Genomic DNA, 21,437 nt, shown 5'->3' with positions numbered 1-21,437 from the left:
TGAGAGTGTCGGAGGGTTTGAGATTTGTGATGCGTGATGCGTGATCAGTATATATAAAATTTAACTAGAATGAAAAGAATAAAGATTTTTGGCTTATTGGCTGCTGGAATATTACTGTTCAGCGCGTGTTCGGGAAGAAAAGATGATCCGAACTTTATCCGCGTAGGAATTACTTACGGCCCGGAACAGGAAATTGCCGAAGTGGCCAAAAAAGTAGCTAAAGATAAGTATAACCTGGAAGTGGAGCTTATCCCTTTCAACGATTATGTGGTTCCCAATGAAGCATTGACTAACGGAGATATTGATGCCAATGCCTTTCAGCATATTCCTTATTTAACAGAACAGTCAAAACAGAGAGGTTACAACCTTGTACCTGTAGGCAATACATTTGTTTATCCTATTGTAGCGTATTCAAAAAAGATTAATAATATCAGTCAGTTACAGGAAGGCAATACCATTGTAATTCCCAACGATCCTACCAACGGAGGACGCTCTTTACTGCTTCTGCAGAAAAGTGGTCTGCTGAAATTAAAAGCGGGTGTCGGACTTTTACCTAAAGTGACTGACATTACAGAAAATCCTAAAAATCTGAAAATTATGGAGATTGAAGGTGCACAGATTCCAAGAGTGTTGGAAGACAGAGATGTTGTGGTTGGAATAATCAATAATAATTTTGCTGCTCAGGCAGGTTTGAATCAGGAAAAAGAAGGAATTCTTGTGGAAGATAAAGACTCACCGTATGTGAATGTGGTAGTTGCCAGACCAGATAATAAAAACAGCCAGAAAGTAAAAAACTTTGTAAAAGCTTATCAGTCTCCTGAAGTAGAAAAGAAAGCCAAAGAAATTTTTAAAGGAGGAGCTGTGAAAGGATGGGATTGATGAGTGAGAGGATTTGAGTGTGGGAGAGTTTGAGGGTTTGAGAGTATTAGAGTTGTGAAAGAGGATTCGGGGTACGAGTTTTTGGGATTCAAAGTATTGCTTTTTACTCGTATGCTTCTCTTCAGTTTTTTCACCTTTACAAATACAATATTTAATCATAAGCTGTCTTCAAATTGGTAGACAGTTTTTTATTTGCTAAAATTTTATTTTCTCAATTTGAGATAATAAAAAATTTTCTTTATTTTTGTTTTTAATCAAATAGAAAGGCATTATGTTAAAGAAAACCGTCATTATAAGTTTACTCACCTTTATTTCTGCTTCTTATATGGCTCAGACCAATACTACCATCCCCGTTTATTTAGATGAATCCAAACCTGTAGAACAGCGTATTCAGGATGCATTATCAAGAATGACACTGGAAGAAAAAGTGGCCATGCTGCATGCACAGTCGAAATTCAGTTCACCAGGTGTTCCAAGATTGGGAATTCCTGAATTCTGGACAACAGATGGCCCTCACGGAGTACGTCCTGAGGTAATGTGGGACGAATGGGATCAGGCCGGATGGACGAACGATTCTATTATCGCCTACCCTGCCCTGACAGCTTTATCCGCCACATGGAATAAAAAAATGTCATGGAATTATGGTAAAGCTTTGGGTGAAGAAGCCCGCTACAGAAAAAAAGATATTCTTCTGGGACCTGGAGTTAATATTTACAGAACTCCGTTGAATGGAAGAAATTTTGAATATATGGGTGAAGATCCTTATCTGACTTCAAAGATGGTAGTGCCTTACATTAAAGGGGTACAGTCTAACGGCGTGGCAACTTCTGTGAAACATTTCGCCCTGAACAACCAGGAAATGTTCCGCCATACAAGCAATGTAAATGTAGACGACAGAGCTCTGTATGAAATTTATCTGCCACCTTTCAAAGCAGCCGTAACAGAAGGTGATTCCTGGACAATTATGGGTGCTTATGACATGTACAAAGGTCAATATGCCAGCCAGAATCAGTATCTGTTAAATGATATTTTAAAGAAAGAATGGAATTATAAAGGGGTTGTAGTCTCTGACTGGGGTGCTGTAAACAATACGGAACAGGCTATTCATAACGGTCTTGATCTTGAATTCGGATCGTGGACCAACGGACTTTCCGCAGGAACGAAAAATGCCTATGATAATTATTATCTGGCAAAGCCTTATCTTGATTTGATTAAAGCAGGAAAAGTAGGTACCCAGGAACTTGATGATAAGGTAACAAGACTTCTCCGTCTTGCCTATAAAACTACAATGAACCGCAACAAGCCTTTCGGAAATATTGCTTCTGAAGAACATAAAGCGGTTGCCAAAGAAATTGGAGAAGAAGGAATTGTTTTATTAAAAAATCAAGGGAATGTTCTTCCTATTGATATTAATAAGGCTAAAAAGATTGCCGTTATCGGAGAAAATGCCATCAAAATAATGACCGTAGGCGGAGGTTCTTCATCTTTAAAAGTGAAATATGAAACCCTTCCTTTAGACGGAATCAAATCCAGATTTGGAAAACAGGCAGATGTACAATATGCAAGAGGTTATGTAGGTGACATCGGAGGAGAATACAATGGAGTAAAATCCGGACAGGATTTAAAAGATACCCGTTCTGCCGCTGAATTAATGAATGAAGCTGTGGAATTGGCAAAAAAATCGGATTATGTGATTTTCGTTGGCGGACTGAATAAAGCAGATTTTCAGGATAGTGAAGGGAACGACAGAAAAAGCTATGGCTTGCCTTACAATCAGGATCAAGTGATCTCTTCACTTGCAAAAGCAAATAAAAATCTTGCTGTGGTTCTTGTTTCCGGAAATGCCGTAGCTATGCCATGGATTAAAGAAGTTCCCACAGTTTTACAGTCCTGGTATCTGGGTTCTGAAGCAGGAAACTCTATTGCAGCTGTTTTAGCAGGAGATGCCAACCCATCAGGAAAGCTTCCGTTTACATTCCCAATAAAACTTGATGACAATTCAGCCCATCAGCTTGGAGAGTATCCAGGGCAAAAGGATGAGTTTGCAGCAGGAAAAGGTAAAGATCAGAAAAACCCTATCAATATTACTTACAACGAGAGTATTTTTGTAGGTTACCGCTGGCATGATACTAAGAATATAAAGCCTCTGTTCAGTTTCGGGCATGGGTTGAGCTATACCACGTTTGAATTCGGAAAAGCAAAAGCTGACCAGACAACGATATCGCAGGATGGTACCATTACTTTTACCGTTACGGTTAAAAATACAGGTAAAAAAGCAGGTGCTGAAGTTGCCCAGCTTTATATCAGTGATTTGAAATCATCCGTTCCACGTCCTGCAAAAGAACTGAAAGGTTTTGAAAAAGTATATTTGAATCCTGGAGAACAGAAAGAAGTCACTTTCACCATTGATAAAACGGCTTTAAGTTATTTTGATGCTCAAAAACATGACTGGGTAGCTGAACCGGGAGACTTTGAGGCATTGATTGGAAATTCTTCCGATGCCATTAAGACGAAAGTGAAATTTACCCTTAAATAAAACTGAGAGTTAAGAGTACTAAACTCTATTTAATAATTATTTGATAGAATGCAAACAGATTCCAGATTGGGATCTGTTTTTTTATTCCTCCCTTTTTTATGCGTGCTAAACTTATCAGAGTTTTTCTAACGCAAAGTTTAAATAAAAAAAGTAACATTTTTTAAGGAAGCTAAGAAAGCTACTTTGTTGCTTAAGAAGGATTATGATTGTACGTTCGCTTAGAAAGAATCAATGTACTTGATTCAAAACTTTGCTGTCTTAAAATAATACGAAATTCAGATAAGAGCTTTGCGTTAAAATCTAATTATTTTTCTCCCACAGATTACAGTGATGGCACAGATTTTTTATAAACCATTAAGGAGGTTTAAGTCGTTAAGGAACATGAAGGTTCAAATAAATTTGAATGAAGCAACCTGTATAAAAAATGTCTTTAGACATTCCTTTAATCCTCTTAACAGCTTACTATTTTCTTAATGGTTTTAAAATTTGAGTATAGATATTTTCCCACAGATTACAGTGATTGCACAGAGTTTTTATAAACCATTAAGGAGGTTTAAGTTGTTAAGGAACATGAAGGTTCAAATAAATTTGAATGAAGCAGCCTGCATAAAAAATGTCTTTAGACATTCCCTTAATCCTCTTAACAGCTTACTATTTTCTTAATAGTTTTAAAATTTGAGTATAGATATTTTCCCACAGATTACAGTGATTGCACAGAGTTTTTATAAACCATTAAGGAGGTTTAAGTTTTTAAGGAACATGAAGATTCAAATAAATTTGAATGAAGCAACCTGCATAAAAAATGTCTTTAGACATTCCCTTAATCCTCTTAACAGCTTACTATTTTCTTAATAGTTTTAAAATTTGAGTGTAGATATTTCCCCACAGATTACAGTGATTGCACAGAGTTTTTATAAACCATTAAGGAGGTTTAAGTTTTTAAGGAACATGAAGGTTCAAATAAATTTGAATGAAGCAGCCTGTATAAAAATGTCTTTAGACATTCCCTTAATCCTCTTAACAGCTTACTATTTTCTTAATAGTTTTAAAATTTGAGTGTAGATATTTTCCCACAGATTACAGTGATTGCACAGATTTTTTATGAACCATTAAGGAGGTTTAAGTTTTTAAGGAACATGAAGGTTCAAATAAATTTGAATGAAGCAACCTGTATAAAAATGTCTTTAGACATTCCCTTAATCCTCTTAACAGCTTACTATTTTCTTAATAGTTTTAAAATTTGAGTGTAGATATTTTCCCACAGATTACAGTGATTGCACAGATTTTGTAAGACAAACATAAAGATCATCTCTCACTACTTCCCTCTTCTAGCTTCTAGCTTCTAGCTTCTAGCTTCTAGCTTCTAGCCAAAAATAAAAAGCAGATTCCAAATTGAAACCTGCTTTTATTGTATCTAACAAATCCTGAATTATTTTCCTCCGCCTCCGTTTTTCTCTACGTCGGTTTTTGTATTTTCTTTTACCTTCTGGTTTCCGAAACGTTTTACAAACGTAAGAGAAACACCGTACCAGTCCCATTTTGAATATTCTCTGAAAGTTCCGTCAGGGCTGTAAGTGGTATTATCACCATAAGGTCTCTTAAAAATATTCATCAGCTGCATGCTTAGTTCCATCTGGGTTTTCGGGAATATTTTAGTTACTGAAATATTATGGAAGACATTGGTATTATTCGCATATGAATTTCCGTTATTCTGATTGGCAAGCTCCATCCATGCACTCAGGTTAATGTTTTTATTGAATAAATTAGTATAAGATATATTGGCGGAAGCTCCCCAATAACTGATATAGTCTTTCCCTTTCAGATCATTCTTTTGGTTGAAATCTTTATTATTAATGTAATACCATCCAAATCCTGCATTTACATTCAGTTTATTTTTCAGGAAGTTCTGATTGGTATTCGCAAAAAGATAATATTTCTCAACCTTTCCGTCAAAGTTTCCTGGTAATGAAACCGTTCTTCCGTTTTCTGTGACATAAGTCGTCCAGTAATCCTGATTCGTATGCATATATCTTGCAGAAATAAAGTACTTTTTCAGAATTCCTAATTTCATATAAAGCCGGTCATTAGGATTGGGATTCAGATAAAGATTTCCTCTGGAATACGTTCCGTTAATTTCCGGCATCAGGAAAGGATTAAACTCAGAATACCATGGTCTCCAGATACTTCTGTTATAGGTAAGGCTCAGATCAAACTTCTCTGAAAAGCTGTATTTCAGCAATAAATTGGGAAGAAAAGTACCGTAAGAATCTCTTCTTTCCGTACCTGCCACATCCTGTCTTACTTTATAATCAATATATTCGTATCGGATTCCGATTCTGGTTTCCAGTTTTTCGAAAAATGTTTTGCTATAATTGGCATATAAAGAGCTCAGATTATCCTCATAATGGAACCTGTCATTTTTGGATAAATTAGCAAATTCCGGGGTGGGATTATTCATGCTGAATCCATAAAGGCTGTTGGAAATAATATGATTATTCAATTCCGTTTTCCCTCCCACTTCCATAGTACCGCCTGATTTACCAAAAGGCTGAGTATAATCCACTTTCAGATAATAATTACGCATCTGATTTGAACTCATAACACCCAGCTGTTGAGTTGTTTTTACTCCCTGCTTATCAATGAATTTATCAATTAAATTATCATTATTATCACTGGAATAGTTGGTTCCCAAATTAATATCTAAAATTCTATTTTTCTCTTTATCGTAGTATTTATAGAAAGCATTAGACCCCAGATTACGGCTGAATCCCCAGTTGTTTTGGCTTTGAAGAAAAGATTCACCGGGATCTCCATCTTTTGTGGTCATCCCGTCAGATTCTGCTGAAAGCAAATTCCTGTTCTGTGAATACTCCAATACAAGTCCGAAATTATTTTTGTCATTAATTTCAAACTCCGAAGTAGAAGAAAGAGAAGGACTTTCATTTCTCATTAAGTTTTCCAGATTGAATTGGGTCAACTTATTCTTCTCATAACGGTTATCCCAAGTCTGAGTCTTTTGTACATAATTTCCGTTATTGTAACCACCGATAAAGGTTTGGGTAAACTTTTTCTTATGGTAATTCAGATTGAAATTTGTGTATTGTGAGTTTTTGGTACTTTGTCTGTTGTTGAGAGAGATACTTCCTTTTAGTCCTTCATCATCTCTTTTTTTAAGGACAATATTGATAACAGAACCGGAAGTTTCATAACGGGAAGACGGACTGGTAATCACTTCAATTTTCATAAGATTATCAGCAGGAATTGTTTTAAGATATTCCTTCAATTCTTTCCCTGTAAAAACAGATTTCCTGTCATTGATATATACCGTAACCATTTGTCCCTCGGCTTTTACCTCATCATTGTTATCAATACTTACCAAAGGAGTCATTCTAAGAACATCCCATGTTGTATTTCCTGCCAGAATTGCACTATTTGCTACATTAAATACAGTTCTGTCTACTTTAGATTCTACGGTTGGTTTTCTGGCCACCAGAGTAACCGCTTCTATTTCTTTTGCATTTCCTTTTACAGTATCGTTGGCAGCCGGAGCTGGAGCCTGCTGGGCCATTACTAAGGAGCCTGTTAATATTGCTATGGGAAATAATATTCTCTTCATGTGAAATTATAGTTTTTCTATAAGACCACTATCTTCACAAGTTTGTTACATCAAAAAATAAAAAAAATTAAATAAAGATTTAATTCCCAGCAATATATCAGCATATAATGTAAACATAAATTGAAAATCAATACACATTTTTCAATAAACCAACGAAATAAAAATCACTTCCATAATAAATAATCTTAAAAAAATATTTTATACGTAATTTAAATTTCACTTAAAAAAAATTGCAAAACCAATGCATATTACATAAATATTTTACTACCCCTATAACAAAAACAAATTTTTTACCCGCAGATTTCCTAAAAGCTGACCAATAAAAAAAGCCCGGATCTCACCCGGGCCGCTAGCAATAGCAAATTTACAAGGAATACTATTAAAAAATATAGGCTAGTTTACATTTTCAAAATAATGGATAACCCCCACTTCAGGCAAACGAAGGGGTTCTTTATTAAAATCAGACTCTCTGTTTTTACTGCTTTCCAGAAAAGAATTACTGAAAAGTGCATAAGAAGGCTTTTCTGCCATTCCATTTTTCAAGAGCTGATGGGCTTCCACAATCGTTTTTCCATATAGCTTTCTGAAGTTTCCAATATTGTATTGTGAAAAGGATCCATAATGCACAATAAACTTGAGAGCCAGATCAATGGTGGTGCTTAAACTTTTACTCAACTCCTCTATTTTCCTGTTGAAGGCACTTCTCATCTTCCACAGCATTTTTGAAATACTCTGATAAGACGGATTTTCATCATAACGGTAAAATAAAATGGCATCTCCCTCAATCTCGGAAATTTCAAAGTACTGATCGTTCACATCAATCAGTGTAGACAATAACTGTCTTACAATATACTCGCCTGTATACAATTTTGTATTGAACACAAATTCGGTAAATCCGCTGAAATCCGGAATAAGAATGATCCCCTCTTGTATATTTGTCTTCATAATGATAATGGATTAAAAACCTGCTTCATCCTTACAGACGAAGCAGATTCAATTTTACTTTATTGCCAACCGCCTCCTACAGAACGGTAAAGCGCTGTAATAGCATTCAGCCTCTGGGTTTTCAGAGAAGCCAGTTCCAGTTCTGCCTGAAGTTTGTTCGTTTGTGCCATAATTACTTCCACATAAGTTGCTGAATTGTATTTAAATAACAGATCAGCCTTCTTCACTGCCTCACCCGATTTCACGGCCAGTCCTTCTGCAATTTTCTGCTGTTCTTCCAGTTTTTGGATTTGTATCAGTGCATCAGAAACTTCTCCTACTGCTTTTAAAACAGACTGTTTAAAGTTAATTTCCGCCTGATCAGCAACTACTTTAGATTGTTCATATTGTGTTTTCAGCTGTTTTCCATTCAAAATAGGCTGTGCTACAGCGCCTGCCACCATTCCGAAAAGCGATCCCGGAACACTGAACCATTTGCTGATCTGAAAGGCATTCACGCCTCCCTGTGCCGTAATATTCAGTGAAGGATACATGCTCATTTTCGCCACATGAATGGCTGCTGCACTTTTTCTTACTTCAAGTTCAGCTGTTTTGATATCCGGTCTGTAGCTCAATAATTCTGAAGGAATTCCTGCAGCAATATGGTCCGGAGACTGTACATTATTCAGGCTTGCACTTCTTTCAATTTTCCCCGGCATAGAACCCGTCAGCAGGCTCAAAGCATTTTCCTGGGTTGTTACAGAACTTTCAATAGCCGGAATTGATTTCAGAATCTGATCTTTCACAATTTCCTGCTGTTGTACAGCCAATGCTGTAGTAAGCCCAAGCTCCTGCTGTTTGGTCAGAAACTTCAGCGTATTATCCGCATAAGCAAGATTGGATTTTGTAATTTCCAGCTGAGTATCCAGCATCAAAAGGTTATAATATCCTTGTACTACAGCAGATACAACTTGTGTTTTCACTGCTTTTGCCGCTTCCTGTGTTTTAAGATATTCTGCTAAAGCCTGTTCCTTTCTTCCTTTAATCTTTCCCCAGATATCGGCTTCCCAGGAGAAACTCAAGGAAGTTGTATAATCTTCCATATACCTTTTTCCCATAAACTGTCCGGCCATCATTCCGTTCATACTGTTGTCTGAAGGACGGTTGATATTGGCATTGGCAGAAGCACTAACGGTTGGAATATTTGCCCATTTGCTCTGATTGTAAGCCAATGATGCAAATTCTATCTGTTTTAAAGCGACCTGAAGATCGTTATTTTGCACCATCGCTTTATCTATCAATCCTACAAGAACAGGATCTTTAAAAAAGTCTTTGTAGCTGATCTTCGCAATATTTTCATGAGAATCTGCTGCAATGCTGTCACTTCGGAAAGCTTCAGGCATTTTTACTTCAGGCTGTTCATATTTCTGAACTTTACAGGAGATTGCGGTTCCCGAAATGAATGCGATATATGCTATATTTTTAATTTTCATTGTTAAAATCATTTGAATTAATATTCCCAATCTGCATCGGTTACCACTTTTCCGTTGATTCTTTCATGCAAAGCCTGGAATACCACAAAAAGAACAGGAACTACGAAAATTCCTAAGATCGTTCCGAAAAGCATCCCTGAAATGGCGGCATATCCAATAGAATGGTTACCCATTGCAGAAGGTCCAACCACAAAGATCAATGGGATCAATCCGGTAATAAATGCCAGAGAGGTCATCAAAATAGGACGTAAGCGGGCTTTTGCTCCTTCCACCGCAGAGGCGATAAGACTTTTCCCTGCTCTACGTCTCTGAATCGCAAATTCCACGATCAGAATCCCATTTTTTGCTAACAACCCAATCAGCATCACCAAAGCAATCTGCACATAAATATTATTAGACAATTCCGCGAATGTAATTCCTACAAATACTCCCGAAAGTCCTACCGGAATGGCAATTAATACAGCTAATGGAAGGATATAACTTTCATATTGAGCAGATAAAAGGAAGAATACAAACACGATACATAATCCGAAGATCATAACAGATTGTGAGCTTGAACCCGCTTCTTCACGGCTCATTCCTTTATAATCGTAAGTATATCCCGGAGGAAGTACCTGCTTGCTCACTTCTTCAATGGCAGCCATAGCCTGTCCGGTACTATATCCCGGAGCTGCCATTACTGTTAAATTGGATGAATTAAACAGGTTGAAACGGTCTACCACCTCAGCTCCAGTTACCTGTTTCAGGCTTACCAATGTATTGATAGGAACCATCTGACCTAAATTATTTTTAACGAAAATTCCGTTCAGGGATTCTTTATCTTGTCTTGTCTCTGGTGTAGACTGTACCAGAACTCTGTAATACTTTCCAAATCTGTTGAAATCAGAAGCCTGAATACTTCCATAATATCCCTGCATTACTCCTAACACGTCAGAAACATTAACTCCCAGCTGAGCAGATTTCACTTCATCTACAAGCACTTCAAACTGCGGATACGTCACATCGAAAGTGGTAAATGCTACCGCTACTTCAGGTCTCTGCATCAAAGCTCCCATCATTCCGTAAGAAATATTTCCTAAATTCTGAAGTTCTCCGTTGGTACGGTCCTGAAGCACAAGCTCCATTCCACTCGTATTTCCGAAACCGTCTACCGTAGGTGTGTTGATCACAAGGAAATTGGCTCTTTTATCCTGAGAAAGCATTCCCTGAGTTTGTCCTATGATATCATTGATATTATTGACAGGTCCTCTCTCGCCTCCTTTTTTTAATTTAACGAAAATAGAAGCCGCTGAAGATGACATGGAACCACTGAATAAGTTCAATCCGTCTACCGAAATCACTTTATCTACAGCAGGATTTTTCATCAGAAGGTCTTCTGTGTCAGAGACTACTTTCGAGGTTCTGTCTTTTGATGCTCCTGGTGCAAGGTTCGCGGTTACAATGATAAAACTCTGGTCTTCATCCGGAATAAATCCTTTAGGCGTTGTCATAGACATCCATGCAAACAAACCTCCGAAAGCCACAATCATAACAATTGCCACCCATTTTCTTTTCAAAAGGAACAGCACAGCTTTCCCATAGCGGAATGTCAGTTTATTAAAGCTGGCATTGAAACCTGCAAAGAAACGATCTTTGAAATTCATTTTTTCATGCGTTCCCGGATGGTGTTGCTTTAAAAATAAAGCACATAATGCCGGGCTCAATGTCAAGGCGTTGATTGCTGAAATCACAATCGCGATAGCCAATGTCAAAGCAAACTGCTGGTAAAACAATCCCGTGGAACCACTCATAAAGGCTACCGGAACGAATACGGCAGACATGATTAATGTAATAGAAACAATGGCTCCTGTAATTTCACTCATTGCTGACATCGTAGCAGCTCTCGGATTGAGCTTTTTATGTTCCATTTTAGCATGAACCGCTTCCACCACTACAATAGCGTCATCCACTACAATACCAATGGCGAGCACCAAAGCAAACAACGTAAGAATATTAATAGAGAACCCAAAAACCTTCATAAAGAAGAACGTTCCTACAATAGATACCGGAACTGCAATAGCCGGAATCAACGTGGAGCGGAAATCCTGAAGGAAGATATATACCACTATGAATACCAGAATAAATGCTTCTATCAATGTATGAATAACCTGCTCTATGGATTGATCCAGCGCATCTTTTGTAGCATAGGGAATTTCATAATCCATTCCTGCGGGGAAGGATTTTTCCAGTTCTTTCATTCTTTCCTGAAGCGCAATTTGTACTTCATTCGCATTCGATCCTGCCATCTGGAAGATCGCCATCGTTACGGATGCTTTTTTATTATAATTGGAAGATACCGTATAACTGTAGGCTCCAAATTCTACTTTGGCAATGTCTTTTAACTTTAAGACAGATCCATCATTCAATGCTTTGATGGTAATGTTTTCATACTGCACAGGTTCTGTAAATTTTCCTTTGTAGCGAAGAACATATTCCATCACTTCTTTACTTCTCTCTCCCAATCTTCCGGGTGCCGCTTCAAGGTTTTGGGTCTGAATAGCACGGGAAACATCAGAGGGTGTAAGATTGTAGGAAGTCAGTTTATTCGGATCCAGCCAGATACGCATGGAGTAATCTTTATTTCCATATACCATGGCATCTCCTACTCCTTTTACTCTTTTCAGTTCCGGAACAATGTTGATTTTCGCATAGTTTTCAAGGAAAAGGTCACTCATCGTACCATCTTTACTGGTCAGAGAGACCATCGCAATCATACTGTTCTGTCTTTTCACGGTGGTAATTCCCGCCTGGATTACCTCTGCAGGAAGCTGGTTGGTCACCTGTGCCACTCTGTTCTGAACGTTAATGGCGGCCTGATCCGGATCTGTTCCTAATTTAAAGATAACAGTAATACTCAATGTACCGTCATTACTCGCTGTAGAAGTAATATAGTCCATATTTTCCACTCCATTGATGGCATTTTCCAATGGCGGCGCTACTGACCTGGCAATTGTTTCGGCATTAGCTCCCGGATAAGCAGCTGTTACCATAACGGTAGGAGGTGCGATGTCCGGAAATTTTGTAATCGGAAGGCTTACCATCCCGACGATCCCCAGAATAACAAGCAATACGGAAATAACCGTTGCCAGTACGGGTCTTTTTATAATTTTCTTTAACATGACTTCTTCTTAGGATTTTTTCTGTTGAGCATTTTTCTTTTGTGCCACTACAGGAGTTCCCGGCTGCAATCGGTCAAAACCGCTGGTGATATATTCATCGCCTGCCTTAAGTCCTTTCGCTACAATAAAATTATCGCCTGCTTTTCCGTTTACTTCAATAGGAAACATTGCGGCTTTTCCTCCCTGAATGGTAAATACAAAAACTTTATCCTGAATGGTTCTGGTAGAGGCAATAGGAAGTAAAACAACATTGCCGTAGAACTGATCCAGTATAATTTTGCCTGTATTCCCACTTCTCAAAAGGTTGTTGGGATTGTTGAATTTTGCTCTTAAAGTAATGGATCCTGTTGTTTTATTGAACTGTCCTTCTACAGCATCAATCTTTCCTGTCTCCGCATATTTTTCACCTCCTGAAAGCAATAATGATACTGCCGGAGTATTTTTAATAACCTCATCAATACTGCTTCCTGTGTATTGCTTCTGGAAATTATTAAAATCATTTTCACTCAGGCTAAAGTAAGTGTATACCTGATGAATATCTGATAATAAGGTAATCGGTTCCTGATTACCTGGCGTCATTAAACTTCCCAAACGATAGTTGAACCTTCCGATAAATCCGCTTACCGGAGCTTTAATGGTGGAGAAGTTTAAATTGATTTTAGCCGATTCAATGGTAGAAGTGGATTGGCTTACTGCTCCACGTGCCGCATTATAAGCTGCTTCAGCTTCTTTCACCTGAATATCTGAAACCATTTTGTTTCTAAAGAGTTCTTTTTTTCTGTCCAGATCAATTTTAGAGGTTGAAAGGTTGGCCTGAGCGGTAATCAAAGATGCCTGAGCACTTTTCAGCTGCTCACGGAAAACCTGATCTTCAATTTTGAACAATGGCTGACCTGCTCTCACAAAATCACCTTCATCTACAAAAATTTTGCTTAAATATCCTGTTACCTGAGGTCTTATTTCCACATTGGAAACCCCTTCAATAGATGCTGCATATTCTCTGGAAACAGAAGCGTCTCCCTGTGTTACTTTTGCCACGGGTAATTCCGGCGCCTGCTGCTGATAGCCCTGGTTTTGATTATTCTTCTTACAACCCGCCAACACAATCAGCGAGAGAAAAAGTAGAGTCGATTTTTGAATAAAAAATCTTTGCATAACAATAGTCCTTTTAAATTTTCCGCACAAAAATCGAACGAAAAAAATTCAATAGGATTATTCGAAAAACCCCTTGTTTTGTCAAAAAGACTCCTTATTTTCAAAAACATGAGAAATATCACTTATAGACAATATAAATGATAATATTTAATATTTTAAATCAAAATAGTATTCAATTTTGGCAAAAAGACACCTTAAAACACAACCTACTGACTATCAATACAAATCATCCTTCCTGTATTCCAAAGGAGATCTTCCTGTATGTTTTTTGAAAAACTTACTAAATGAAGCCTGGTCAGAAAAACTTAGCTGTGATGCTACCTCATTGACATTCAGGTTGGGATTTCTCAATAAGAGCCTGGCTTCTACCGCTAACACCTGATGAATAATATCTCTTGGAGATTTAAACACTGTTTTATTAATGACCTTTGTAAGGTATTTACGGCTGATAAAAAGCTTATCGGCATAAAACTGAACATTATGTTCTTCTTTGAAATGCTCCTGAACAAGCTTAAAGAAGCTGGTGGTCAACTCGTCTTCTCTATTGGTTACAACGTGTAGTTTTTCCGTTTTTTTGAAATAATTATCAATTTCGTAGATCACCAGTGAAAAGTGATGCCAGATCATTTCATTGAAATAATAATTGTCTTTTTCCTTATCATTTAAAACCTGAAGTTCATCGAGATGAAAATTCAGTTTCCTGTACACATCGGGTTCATTTCTGATGATATGGGTAGGATCTGATGAAAGACTTTTCAGGACATTATTTGACTTATAATTAAAGCCTGCGTCAGAAATAAAATTCAATGAGAAGAAAATATATTTAGCATTATAATCTTCCGAAATTTCATCCACCCAAAAGGTTTCCAGCATGGGGCAAAAAACAATATCCCCTTTAGAGACTTCATAACTCTTATCATCCAACCTGAACGTAACGTCTCCCTTTTGTATCATAAAAATGCAGAAATAATCTGCACGGTAAGGGATATTCGGTTGTATGATATAGTTCACCTTATCAATTTCCATCACGACAAATTCCTTGATTCTAAGATCAAATTCCACCTGCTGAAGAACTTCATCAAAAGCGAGCTGCGAAACAAAATCAGGTTTTGGCTGGGATTTTTTAGACATTGAAAAGGTATTAGAATACGAAGATAGTGATTAAAGAGAAAGGGGAAAATAGCAATAGGCAGTAGGCAGTAGGCAGTAGGCAGTAGGCAGTAGGCAAAACTACTTTTTTGCTAAATAATAATAATTAGTTCTTTATCATAGCCGTTATATTTTTCATCGATATAGCCATGAGGATTACAGATCACTTCTGTTTTTTCAATTTTATATCTGCATGGCGTATGAATATGCCCATGAATCCAGTACAAAGGTTGATATTCTTTGATTACATCTTCCAGATCAGATGCATAAGCAGAGGTAACGGGATCTTCTTTATAATGCTCCGGCACTGATTGGAGACTGGGAGCATGATGGGTAACCACTATATTTTTAAGTCCTTTTGAATCTTCAAGACTTTCCTGCAGCCATTGTCGTGAAAGCTGATGAATTTTAAAGGTATCTAATGTTCTCATTTTCGAATAGGAAGGATCTCTCCTGATCATTTTATAGTCATTCATTTTAGACTGACAAAGCATTCCGTACTGAACAGGATTTCCGAAGATTGAAAAATCCGTCCATAAGGTAGCTCCATGAAAACGAATTCCGTCAATGTCTACAAATGTATTTTCCAGCACATGAACATTGGAATTCACAGCCGCCTCTCTGATTTTATGGAGTGTTTTCGGATAGGAACCTTTATAGTATTCATGGTTGCCCAAAACATAGATGACAGGTTTGTTGGGGATTGCTTTTTTAATCCATTCAATCCCTTTGGTTCCTAAATTGACATCACCTGCCAGCACAACAATATCCGAATGATCAAAACCTAATTCCGTACTTCCAAATTCCTGATGAAGATCGCTGATGACCAGTATTTTCATGATGTTATAGTAAAGCGCAAAGGTAGTGAAGGGAAACAGAATGGCAAAAGAACAAAAAAAGAACCGACACCTAAGCACCGATTCTTTCCTCATATAGTTTGTGTATTTTTAAACTGCTTATTACGAAACAGCAACTTCTGCCTGTTTCAATTTTAAGCTTTTCAATATAAAATAGAATAACATTCCGAGCGCCAGCAGAGCGTAGCCAATCAATATCATCAGATTCAGGCTTCCTACTGAAAATTCTGAGGGAAAAATCTGGCTCATTAAAGTCATGAATGACAGTCCGATTCCTGCTCCCAGAAAGTAACTTGTAGAGCTCAAACTTGATGCCAATCCATAATTTTCCGGCTCCACATCCTGAATTCCCATTACAGAAAGCGCAGTAAAACAAAACGTCATTCCCACTCCTGAAATACATGCAGCTCCCAGCAAAACCAATGTTAACGGGTGTCCTGCATACACAGAGATCAACAGTGACAATCCTCCTGCCAGCATAAACAACCATCCTAAAACACCCATTTGAGAAGAATTCAGGCGTTTTGATACATGAGGCAGAATAAATTTAGCTGTTAAAGCGGATATGATACTGAATGGAACAAGCATTAATCCTGCAGAGGCAGCGCTATATCCCATATCTTTCTGAAGCATCAGTGAAATAAGGAATAAAAATCCGATAAAAAACGCACCCAAAGTGAAAAACACAGCATTGGAAACGACTAAAGATTGATGTTTAAACAGTTTTAAATCCACCAACGGCTCTGCCACGGACTTTAATCGGTAATAGACCACCACCAGCAGTACTAATGCCAGAACCAAAGATCCTGCTACCAGAAAAGGCTGTTCTTTAATATGAACCAATTCGTGGGTTCCGTATGTAAGGCTTAACAATCCAAGTACCATTAGTATTCCTGAAACCAAATCTGTTTTCTGAGCGGTTTCATTTTTCTCATCTGCAGGCAGATAATAATAAGACAGCACAAGGGTTATTAAAAGAACGGGAACATTGATCAGGAAAACCCAATGCCAGCTCAGGTATGTACTGATAATTCCTCCGACTGAAAGGCCACTTCCCGAACCAATGGCAGCAAATGAACTGAAGATTCCGATGGCCCGGTTTCTCTCCTGTTCTCCCCTGAACGTATTGGTTACAATAGACAGCGCTGATGGCATTACTAAGGCAGCTCCCAGTCCCTGTAAAGCACGGAAGATAGCCAGTACCTCAAAGTTTTGAGACAATCCTGCACCTAATGAAGTCAGCATAAAAATCAGAGCTCCCAGTAAAAACATTTTTTTTCTCCCGATCTGGTCTGAAAGCTTTCCTCCAATGATCAGAAATCCACCAAAAAACAATACATAAAGTGTCTGCAACCATTGAACAGTCTCGGCTCCAATCTGAAACTGCTGCTGAATAGAAGGAATGGTTAAATTAATAATGGCAATATCCAACGCCTCTACAAATGTTCCTACCGATGCTAAAATTAATATTAAATTCTTCCTTGTATCCATGTTTCAAATTTCCTGCAAAATTAAAATTAACAGAACGTATTTAAAAATTTAACCTTAAATTTGGAACAATAATCAATATAAAAAATACCAAAAAGAACAAAACACCTGAAACACCAAGTAAAATCTATAAAAACAGAACAAAATGGCAAGTGAAAATTATATCCCTGATGAAAAAGACTTATCCATTCTCCGACTTCTTCAGAAAGATGCAAAGATGAGTGTCCGAGATATTTCGGCAAGAATCAACCTGAGTCCTACTCCTACGCATGAGCGTATTAAACGTATGGAAAAACAAGGAATCATTAAAGAATATACTGCTGTAGTAGACCGTAAAAAGGTCAATAAAGGAATGATGGTGATCTGTATGATTGCCTTAAATGTTCACAATAAGAAAACAGCGGGAAAATTTATTGAGGAAGTGGGCAAACTGAAGGAAGTTGTAGAGTTTTACAATATCAGCGGAGATTTTGATTTTATGCTGAAAATCCTGGCTCCGAATATGGATGAGTTTCATGAGTTTTTTGTCAATAAATTATCTGAAATCGAAGGAATTGGTCAGACCAAAAGTATTTTTGTCATGAACAGCATCAAGGAAAGCAACCAGATTGTTTAACATGGGAAATAAAAAAGCAACTGCATAAAAATACAGCTGCTTTCTATTATTTTAAGACAGACTACTCTGCCTGTGTTTATTTCCAGTAATTCCAGACCGACCCATCAAATATGGCCAGTGTTTTACTGGCTGTATCATAACAGATCATTCCCGGATAAGGATTTTTCACATTAAGATGGGGTGATGTTATTTTAGGAAGAATCATCGCTTTATTTTGAGATTCCAGCACCAAAACTCCATCAGCAGAGCTTGTTGCCTCTCCCATAATGACTCCTTTCCCTGACTCTGCAGAATTGTTGACAATAACCGCACTTGAATTTCCGGCATCTGACAAGGATTTCCACATATCATTTTCGTAGACTTTTACTTTGCTGTCTGTGACATCGAAGATGAATGTTCCGTTTACCAAAGATCCTGTGGGAAATCCTGAGGTAGCGGGAAGAATTAAGCCTTTTGTATTTCCGGATATGTTATCAAAGTCTAACACCGTACTGCTTCCGTCTATCACCTGTTTACCAATAGCTACCTGAGCAAAAAACGAGTTAAAAATAACCAAAGCTATTGCAATCCCTATATTTTTTATATTTTTCATACGATCTATTTATTGGTTTAATCATTACAGCTTCTTTGTACACATTTCCATTCGGTGCCGTTATAAAGCTTTACACATTTATCCTGAATATCATACAGGAGCATTCCTTCTTTCGGTTCTGCGATGGCATCTCCAGGCTGTGGTGTCTGGCTTACGTGCTGAACTCTGGTAATGACAAAACCTTTGTTTTTTGATTCCATAGCCAAAAATCCATTCGGTACATTTTCCGGCCATGCTTTATTTTTCTGCTGTATGGTAATTCCGAATTTAGTAAATCCATCTGGTGTACCGGAAATTCCGGGTTTTGTACAAAATCCGTCAATCTCATCAATAATCACAGGCGCATTTCCACAACTTGTTTTATCTTCAGACAAACCTTCAGGCCAAAGAGAAGGACACATGGCTTTTGTTGCATTGGGGCCGCAGAAACTGGAATTTCCCATTCCTAATCCTGTTACAGATCCCATCACAATAGCTACGATCTGACTGTCATCGCTGATGATGGAAGCTCCACCTCCACCACTTACGTCTGCTTTTGCAATACAGTACGCTCTTCCGGCAGGAATACCTACATATTCAACGGAAGGATAGGTTGTAGACTGCTGGGTAAATGTTCCACAAATTTCCACCACACTGCTTGTTCCCATTTCAATAACAGAAGTTGTTCCGGGATAAAAGCCTCCAAAAGAAGGATCTTCCTGAATCACTGATCCTACAAGCGATAGAAAAGATTTCGTTCCCAGTTTAATTTTTGAATTTTTCTGAGATCCGAAAGTTCCTACTTTCACAGTTCCTGTAGACTGAACACTAGCTCCGTCAGCAATTTCCAATACTCCATCAACCTGAATACTATTGGAATGCAGCTGCCCGGACTGAATAATAAGTGTCGCTCCGTTCGGGATACTGATATTGGTACTTATATTAAGATTTCCGTTAAGACAATACGTATTTCCACCGGTCATCGCCTGCCCTGTATAAGGAATACACTGAGCATAAGCCACAGCGCTAAAAGCAAGCATTAATAAAAAAATCATTTTTTTATTAATCTTTAAAAAAAATAGGTTATTCATATACATTTATAATACTTTAACAAATTATTACTGTTTTAATAATAAAAATTTAAATTTTCAACATCATCGACCGACTAACAACAATTAACATACCAAACAACTGTTTAATTTTTTCAGATGGATATGATATTTAACCAGCACACTCCATTTCCAGCACTATCAGAAAACACTTATAAATGTTACTTCCAACAAATTGTACGCTTTAAATAGTATTTACATTCAACAGAATTATTTTATATATTTTAAATTTAAAATAGTGTATTCCTTGTATGTTTAATAAGAGGAATTCTTTATTCTTTATTCTTTATTCTTTATTCAAAACACAATACATTTCAAATCTTCCTTTTTTTAAACTGAATAAGACAATAGATAATCTGAATAGCAGACCTCCATGCAAATTCACATTAAAAACCGTAAATTTGCAGCATGAATAACGATACGATATGTGCACTGGCTACTGCCAATGGAATTGGTGCTTTAGGCATCATCCGAGTTTCAGGAAATGAGGCTTTATCTGTAGTTCAGAAAAGTTTTCCGGCAAAACAACTGGAAAAACAGAAATCCCACACCATTCATTACGGTTATTTTATGGATGAGGAGGAAGCTATTGATGAGGTAATGCTGTCAATCTTCCTGGCTCCAAAAAGTTTCACCACTGAAAATTCTGTGGAGATTGCTTTTCACGGCTCCCCGCATATCGGAAAACGTATTCTTGAAACGCTGATCAAAAATGGAGCAAGAATGGCCAAGGCGGGAGAATTTACCCTTCGTGCTTTTATCAATGGAAGAATTGACCTTTCCCAGGCGGAAGCGATTGCTGATGTGATTGCCTCTGAAAATGAAGCTTCCAGAAAAGTGGCCATCAATCAACTGAAAGGAGGAATTACCAACGAAATATCTGTATTAAGAACTGATCTTTTAAATTTCGTTTCCTTAATTGAACTGGAGCTGGATTTTGCTGAAGAAGATGTAGAGTTTGCAGACAGAAGTGCACTGAGTGGATTATTGGATAAAATTGAATTAAAATTAAATTCTCTGATTGAAAGTTTCCAATACGGAAATGCCATTAAAAACGGAACCGCCGTAGCTATCATCGGAAAACCCAATGCCGGAAAATCTACGCTGCTGAACTCTCTTTTGAAGGAAGAAAGAGCAATTGTAAGTAATATTGCAGGAACAACAAGAGATACCATTGAGGAAATTCTTCATATTAAAGGACATGCCTTCCGATTGATTGATACCGCAGGACTTCGTGAAACGATGGATGAAATTGAAGCTATCGGAGTAAAAAAAGCAAAAGAAAAGGTAGAAAACGCCAATATCCTTGTGTATCTGGCCGATGCTGCTACTGAAGATTTCTCGGAAGATATTGAAATGATCCAATCCCTATTGAGAGAAGATCTGAAGCTGATTATCTGCGCAACAAAAATTGATGAAGTAACTCCTACAAAATACGAAACGGTAGAAGATATTTTCAGAAATGCCATTTCCCACGAATTTGATTTCATTAAAATCTCAGCAGTTGAAAATCAAAATATTCAGGATCTGAAGAATGAACTTTCATCGTATGTTGAGCAGTTAAAGTCTGAAGAAAATAATGTTGTTATTACCAACCAGCGTCACTTCGAAGCCTTAAGAAAGTCTCTGGATGCCGTTCATAAGGTAAAAGAAGCTATTTCTTTCCAGATCTCTACAGAATTACTGGCTTATGAGCTTAGAAACGCCCTGGAACATCTTGGAGAAATTTCCGGAGAGGTGACGAATGATGAAGTGCTGGGGAATATTTTTTCTAAGTTTTGTATCGGCAAATAAGTACAACAAATAAAACAAAATAAAACAAACCAAACTATTGATTATCAATAATTTACAAAAATTTTAATTTTGTAGGAGTTTTTCAAAGTTTG

Annotated in this window: 14 protein-coding genes; 4 read left to right on the top strand and 10 right to left on the bottom strand. The window is 37.4% G+C overall.

The features are described from left to right. Nucleotides 1–69 precede the first annotated feature (69 nt). The gene (metQ, locus tag ACWPWS_RS00650) at nucleotides 70–879 is read left to right on the top strand and encodes a methionine ABC transporter substrate-binding lipoprotein MetQ (RefSeq protein ID WP_454045131.1); all 810 of its coding nucleotides are present in this window, start codon (nucleotides 70–72) and stop codon (nucleotides 877–879) included. Between the two features lie 325 nt (nucleotides 880–1,204). Then, entirely contained in the window at nucleotides 1,205–3,415 is a 2,211-nt protein-coding gene (locus ACWPWS_RS00645) for a glycoside hydrolase family 3 C-terminal domain-containing protein (protein ID WP_454046878.1), read from the top strand. Between the two features lie 1,429 nt (nucleotides 3,416–4,844). Here the strand turns inward: ACWPWS_RS00645 and ACWPWS_RS00640 are convergent. The 8 genes from ACWPWS_RS00640 to ACWPWS_RS00605 all read right to left on the bottom strand — a co-directional run bounded on the left by ACWPWS_RS00640 (nucleotide 4,845) and on the right by ACWPWS_RS00605 (nucleotide 17,258). Beyond that, nucleotides 4,845–7,031 carry an outer membrane beta-barrel protein gene (locus tag ACWPWS_RS00640; protein WP_454045130.1) on the bottom strand — a complete coding sequence of 729 codons (2,187 nt, stop codon included), beginning with the start codon at nucleotides 7,029–7,031 and terminating at the stop codon, nucleotides 4,845–4,847. A gap of 393 nt (nucleotides 7,032–7,424) precedes the next feature. Next, complete coding sequence (locus ACWPWS_RS00635) at nucleotides 7,425–7,976, bottom strand: DUF2652 domain-containing protein (protein ID WP_105680862.1); 552 nt, start codon at nucleotides 7,974–7,976, stop codon at nucleotides 7,425–7,427. Nucleotides 7,977–8,035: 59 nt separating this feature from the next. Then, entirely contained in the window at nucleotides 8,036–9,448 is a 1,413-nt protein-coding gene (locus ACWPWS_RS00630; protein ID WP_454045129.1) for an efflux transporter outer membrane subunit, read from the bottom strand. A gap of 17 nt (nucleotides 9,449–9,465) precedes the next feature. Further along, complete coding sequence (locus ACWPWS_RS00625; RefSeq protein WP_454045128.1) at nucleotides 9,466–12,606, bottom strand: efflux RND transporter permease subunit; 3,141 nt, start codon at nucleotides 12,604–12,606, stop codon at nucleotides 9,466–9,468. A 9-nt stretch (nucleotides 12,607–12,615) separates the two neighbouring features. After that, nucleotides 12,616–13,761, bottom strand: a complete 1,146-nt coding sequence (locus ACWPWS_RS00620) for an efflux RND transporter periplasmic adaptor subunit (RefSeq protein ID WP_454045127.1) — start codon at nucleotides 13,759–13,761, stop codon at nucleotides 12,616–12,618. A gap of 216 nt (nucleotides 13,762–13,977) precedes the next feature. Then, nucleotides 13,978–14,892, bottom strand: a complete 915-nt coding sequence (locus ACWPWS_RS00615) for a helix-turn-helix domain-containing protein (protein ID WP_454045126.1) — start codon at nucleotides 14,890–14,892, stop codon at nucleotides 13,978–13,980. Nucleotides 14,893–15,002: 110 nt separating this feature from the next. Continuing rightward, nucleotides 15,003–15,749, bottom strand: a complete 747-nt coding sequence (locus tag ACWPWS_RS00610) for a metallophosphoesterase (RefSeq protein WP_454045125.1) — start codon at nucleotides 15,747–15,749, stop codon at nucleotides 15,003–15,005. 120 nt (nucleotides 15,750–15,869) lie between these two features. Beyond that, complete coding sequence (locus ACWPWS_RS00605; RefSeq protein WP_454045124.1) at nucleotides 15,870–17,258, bottom strand: MFS transporter; 1,389 nt, start codon at nucleotides 17,256–17,258, stop codon at nucleotides 15,870–15,872. A 142-nt stretch (nucleotides 17,259–17,400) separates the two neighbouring features. Here ACWPWS_RS00605 and ACWPWS_RS00600 point away from each other — a divergent pair, with 142 nt between their 5' ends. Continuing rightward, entirely contained in the window at nucleotides 17,401–17,871 is a 471-nt protein-coding gene (locus tag ACWPWS_RS00600; RefSeq protein WP_454045123.1) for an Lrp/AsnC family transcriptional regulator, read from the top strand. A gap of 76 nt (nucleotides 17,872–17,947) precedes the next feature. Here the strand turns inward: ACWPWS_RS00600 and ACWPWS_RS00595 are convergent, their stop codons facing one another. Next, the gene (locus tag ACWPWS_RS00595; RefSeq protein ID WP_454045122.1) at nucleotides 17,948–18,463 is read right to left on the bottom strand and encodes a hypothetical protein; all 516 of its coding nucleotides are present in this window, start codon (nucleotides 18,461–18,463) and stop codon (nucleotides 17,948–17,950) included. Between the two features lie 17 nt (nucleotides 18,464–18,480). Continuing rightward, a complete protein-coding gene (locus tag ACWPWS_RS00590) occupies nucleotides 18,481–19,497 on the bottom strand; it encodes a hypothetical protein (RefSeq protein ID WP_454045121.1) in 1,017 nt (338 codons plus the stop codon). A 462-nt stretch (nucleotides 19,498–19,959) separates the two neighbouring features. Here ACWPWS_RS00590 and mnmE point away from each other — a divergent pair, with 462 nt between their 5' ends. Further along, on the top strand, nucleotides 19,960–21,345 hold the full coding sequence (gene mnmE / locus ACWPWS_RS00585; RefSeq protein WP_454045120.1) for a tRNA uridine-5-carboxymethylaminomethyl(34) synthesis GTPase MnmE: 1,386 nt from the start codon (nucleotides 19,960–19,962) through the stop codon (nucleotides 21,343–21,345). Nucleotides 21,346–21,437 lie beyond the last annotated feature (92 nt).

This window comes from Chryseobacterium sp. Marseille-Q8038, from assembly GCF_965111995.1.
The sequence above is the reverse complement of the archived record's forward strand: the minus strand, read 5'-3'. Positions and strand labels throughout refer to the sequence as shown.

What these genes read in the sequence shown, in the direction of transcription:
- ACWPWS_RS00630 (WP_454045129.1), bottom strand. Translation starts at nt 9,448, where the DNA reads ATGAAAATTAAAAATATAGCATATATCGCATTCATTTCGGGAACCGCA.
- ACWPWS_RS00605 (WP_454045124.1), bottom strand. Translation starts at nt 17,258, where the DNA reads ATGGATACAAGGAAGAATTTAATATTAATTTTAGCATCGGTAGGAACA.
- ACWPWS_RS00640 (WP_454045130.1), bottom strand. Translation starts at nt 7,031, where the DNA reads ATGAAGAGAATATTATTTCCCATAGCAATATTAACAGGCTCCTTAGTA.
- ACWPWS_RS00625 (WP_454045128.1), bottom strand. Translation starts at nt 12,606, where the DNA reads ATGTTAAAGAAAATTATAAAAAGACCCGTACTGGCAACGGTTATTTCC.
- metQ (WP_454045131.1), top strand. Translation starts at nt 70, where the DNA reads ATGAAAAGAATAAAGATTTTTGGCTTATTGGCTGCTGGAATATTACTG.
- ACWPWS_RS00620 (WP_454045127.1), bottom strand. Translation starts at nt 13,761, where the DNA reads ATGCAAAGATTTTTTATTCAAAAATCGACTCTACTTTTTCTCTCGCTG.
- ACWPWS_RS00590 (WP_454045121.1), bottom strand. Translation starts at nt 19,497, where the DNA reads ATGATTTTTTTATTAATGCTTGCTTTTAGCGCTGTGGCTTATGCTCAG.
- ACWPWS_RS00610 (WP_454045125.1), bottom strand. Translation starts at nt 15,749, where the DNA reads ATGAAAATACTGGTCATCAGCGATCTTCATCAGGAATTTGGAAGTACG.
- ACWPWS_RS00615 (WP_454045126.1), bottom strand. Translation starts at nt 14,892, where the DNA reads ATGTCTAAAAAATCCCAGCCAAAACCTGATTTTGTTTCGCAGCTCGCT.
- mnmE (WP_454045120.1), top strand. Translation starts at nt 19,960, where the DNA reads ATGAATAACGATACGATATGTGCACTGGCTACTGCCAATGGAATTGGT.
- ACWPWS_RS00645 (WP_454046878.1), top strand. Translation starts at nt 1,205, where the DNA reads ATGGCTCAGACCAATACTACCATCCCCGTTTATTTAGATGAATCCAAA.
- ACWPWS_RS00595 (WP_454045122.1), bottom strand. Translation starts at nt 18,463, where the DNA reads ATGAAAAATATAAAAAATATAGGGATTGCAATAGCTTTGGTTATTTTT.
- ACWPWS_RS00600 (WP_454045123.1), top strand. Translation starts at nt 17,401, where the DNA reads ATGGCAAGTGAAAATTATATCCCTGATGAAAAAGACTTATCCATTCTC.
- ACWPWS_RS00635 (WP_105680862.1), bottom strand. Translation starts at nt 7,976, where the DNA reads ATGAAGACAAATATACAAGAGGGGATCATTCTTATTCCGGATTTCAGC.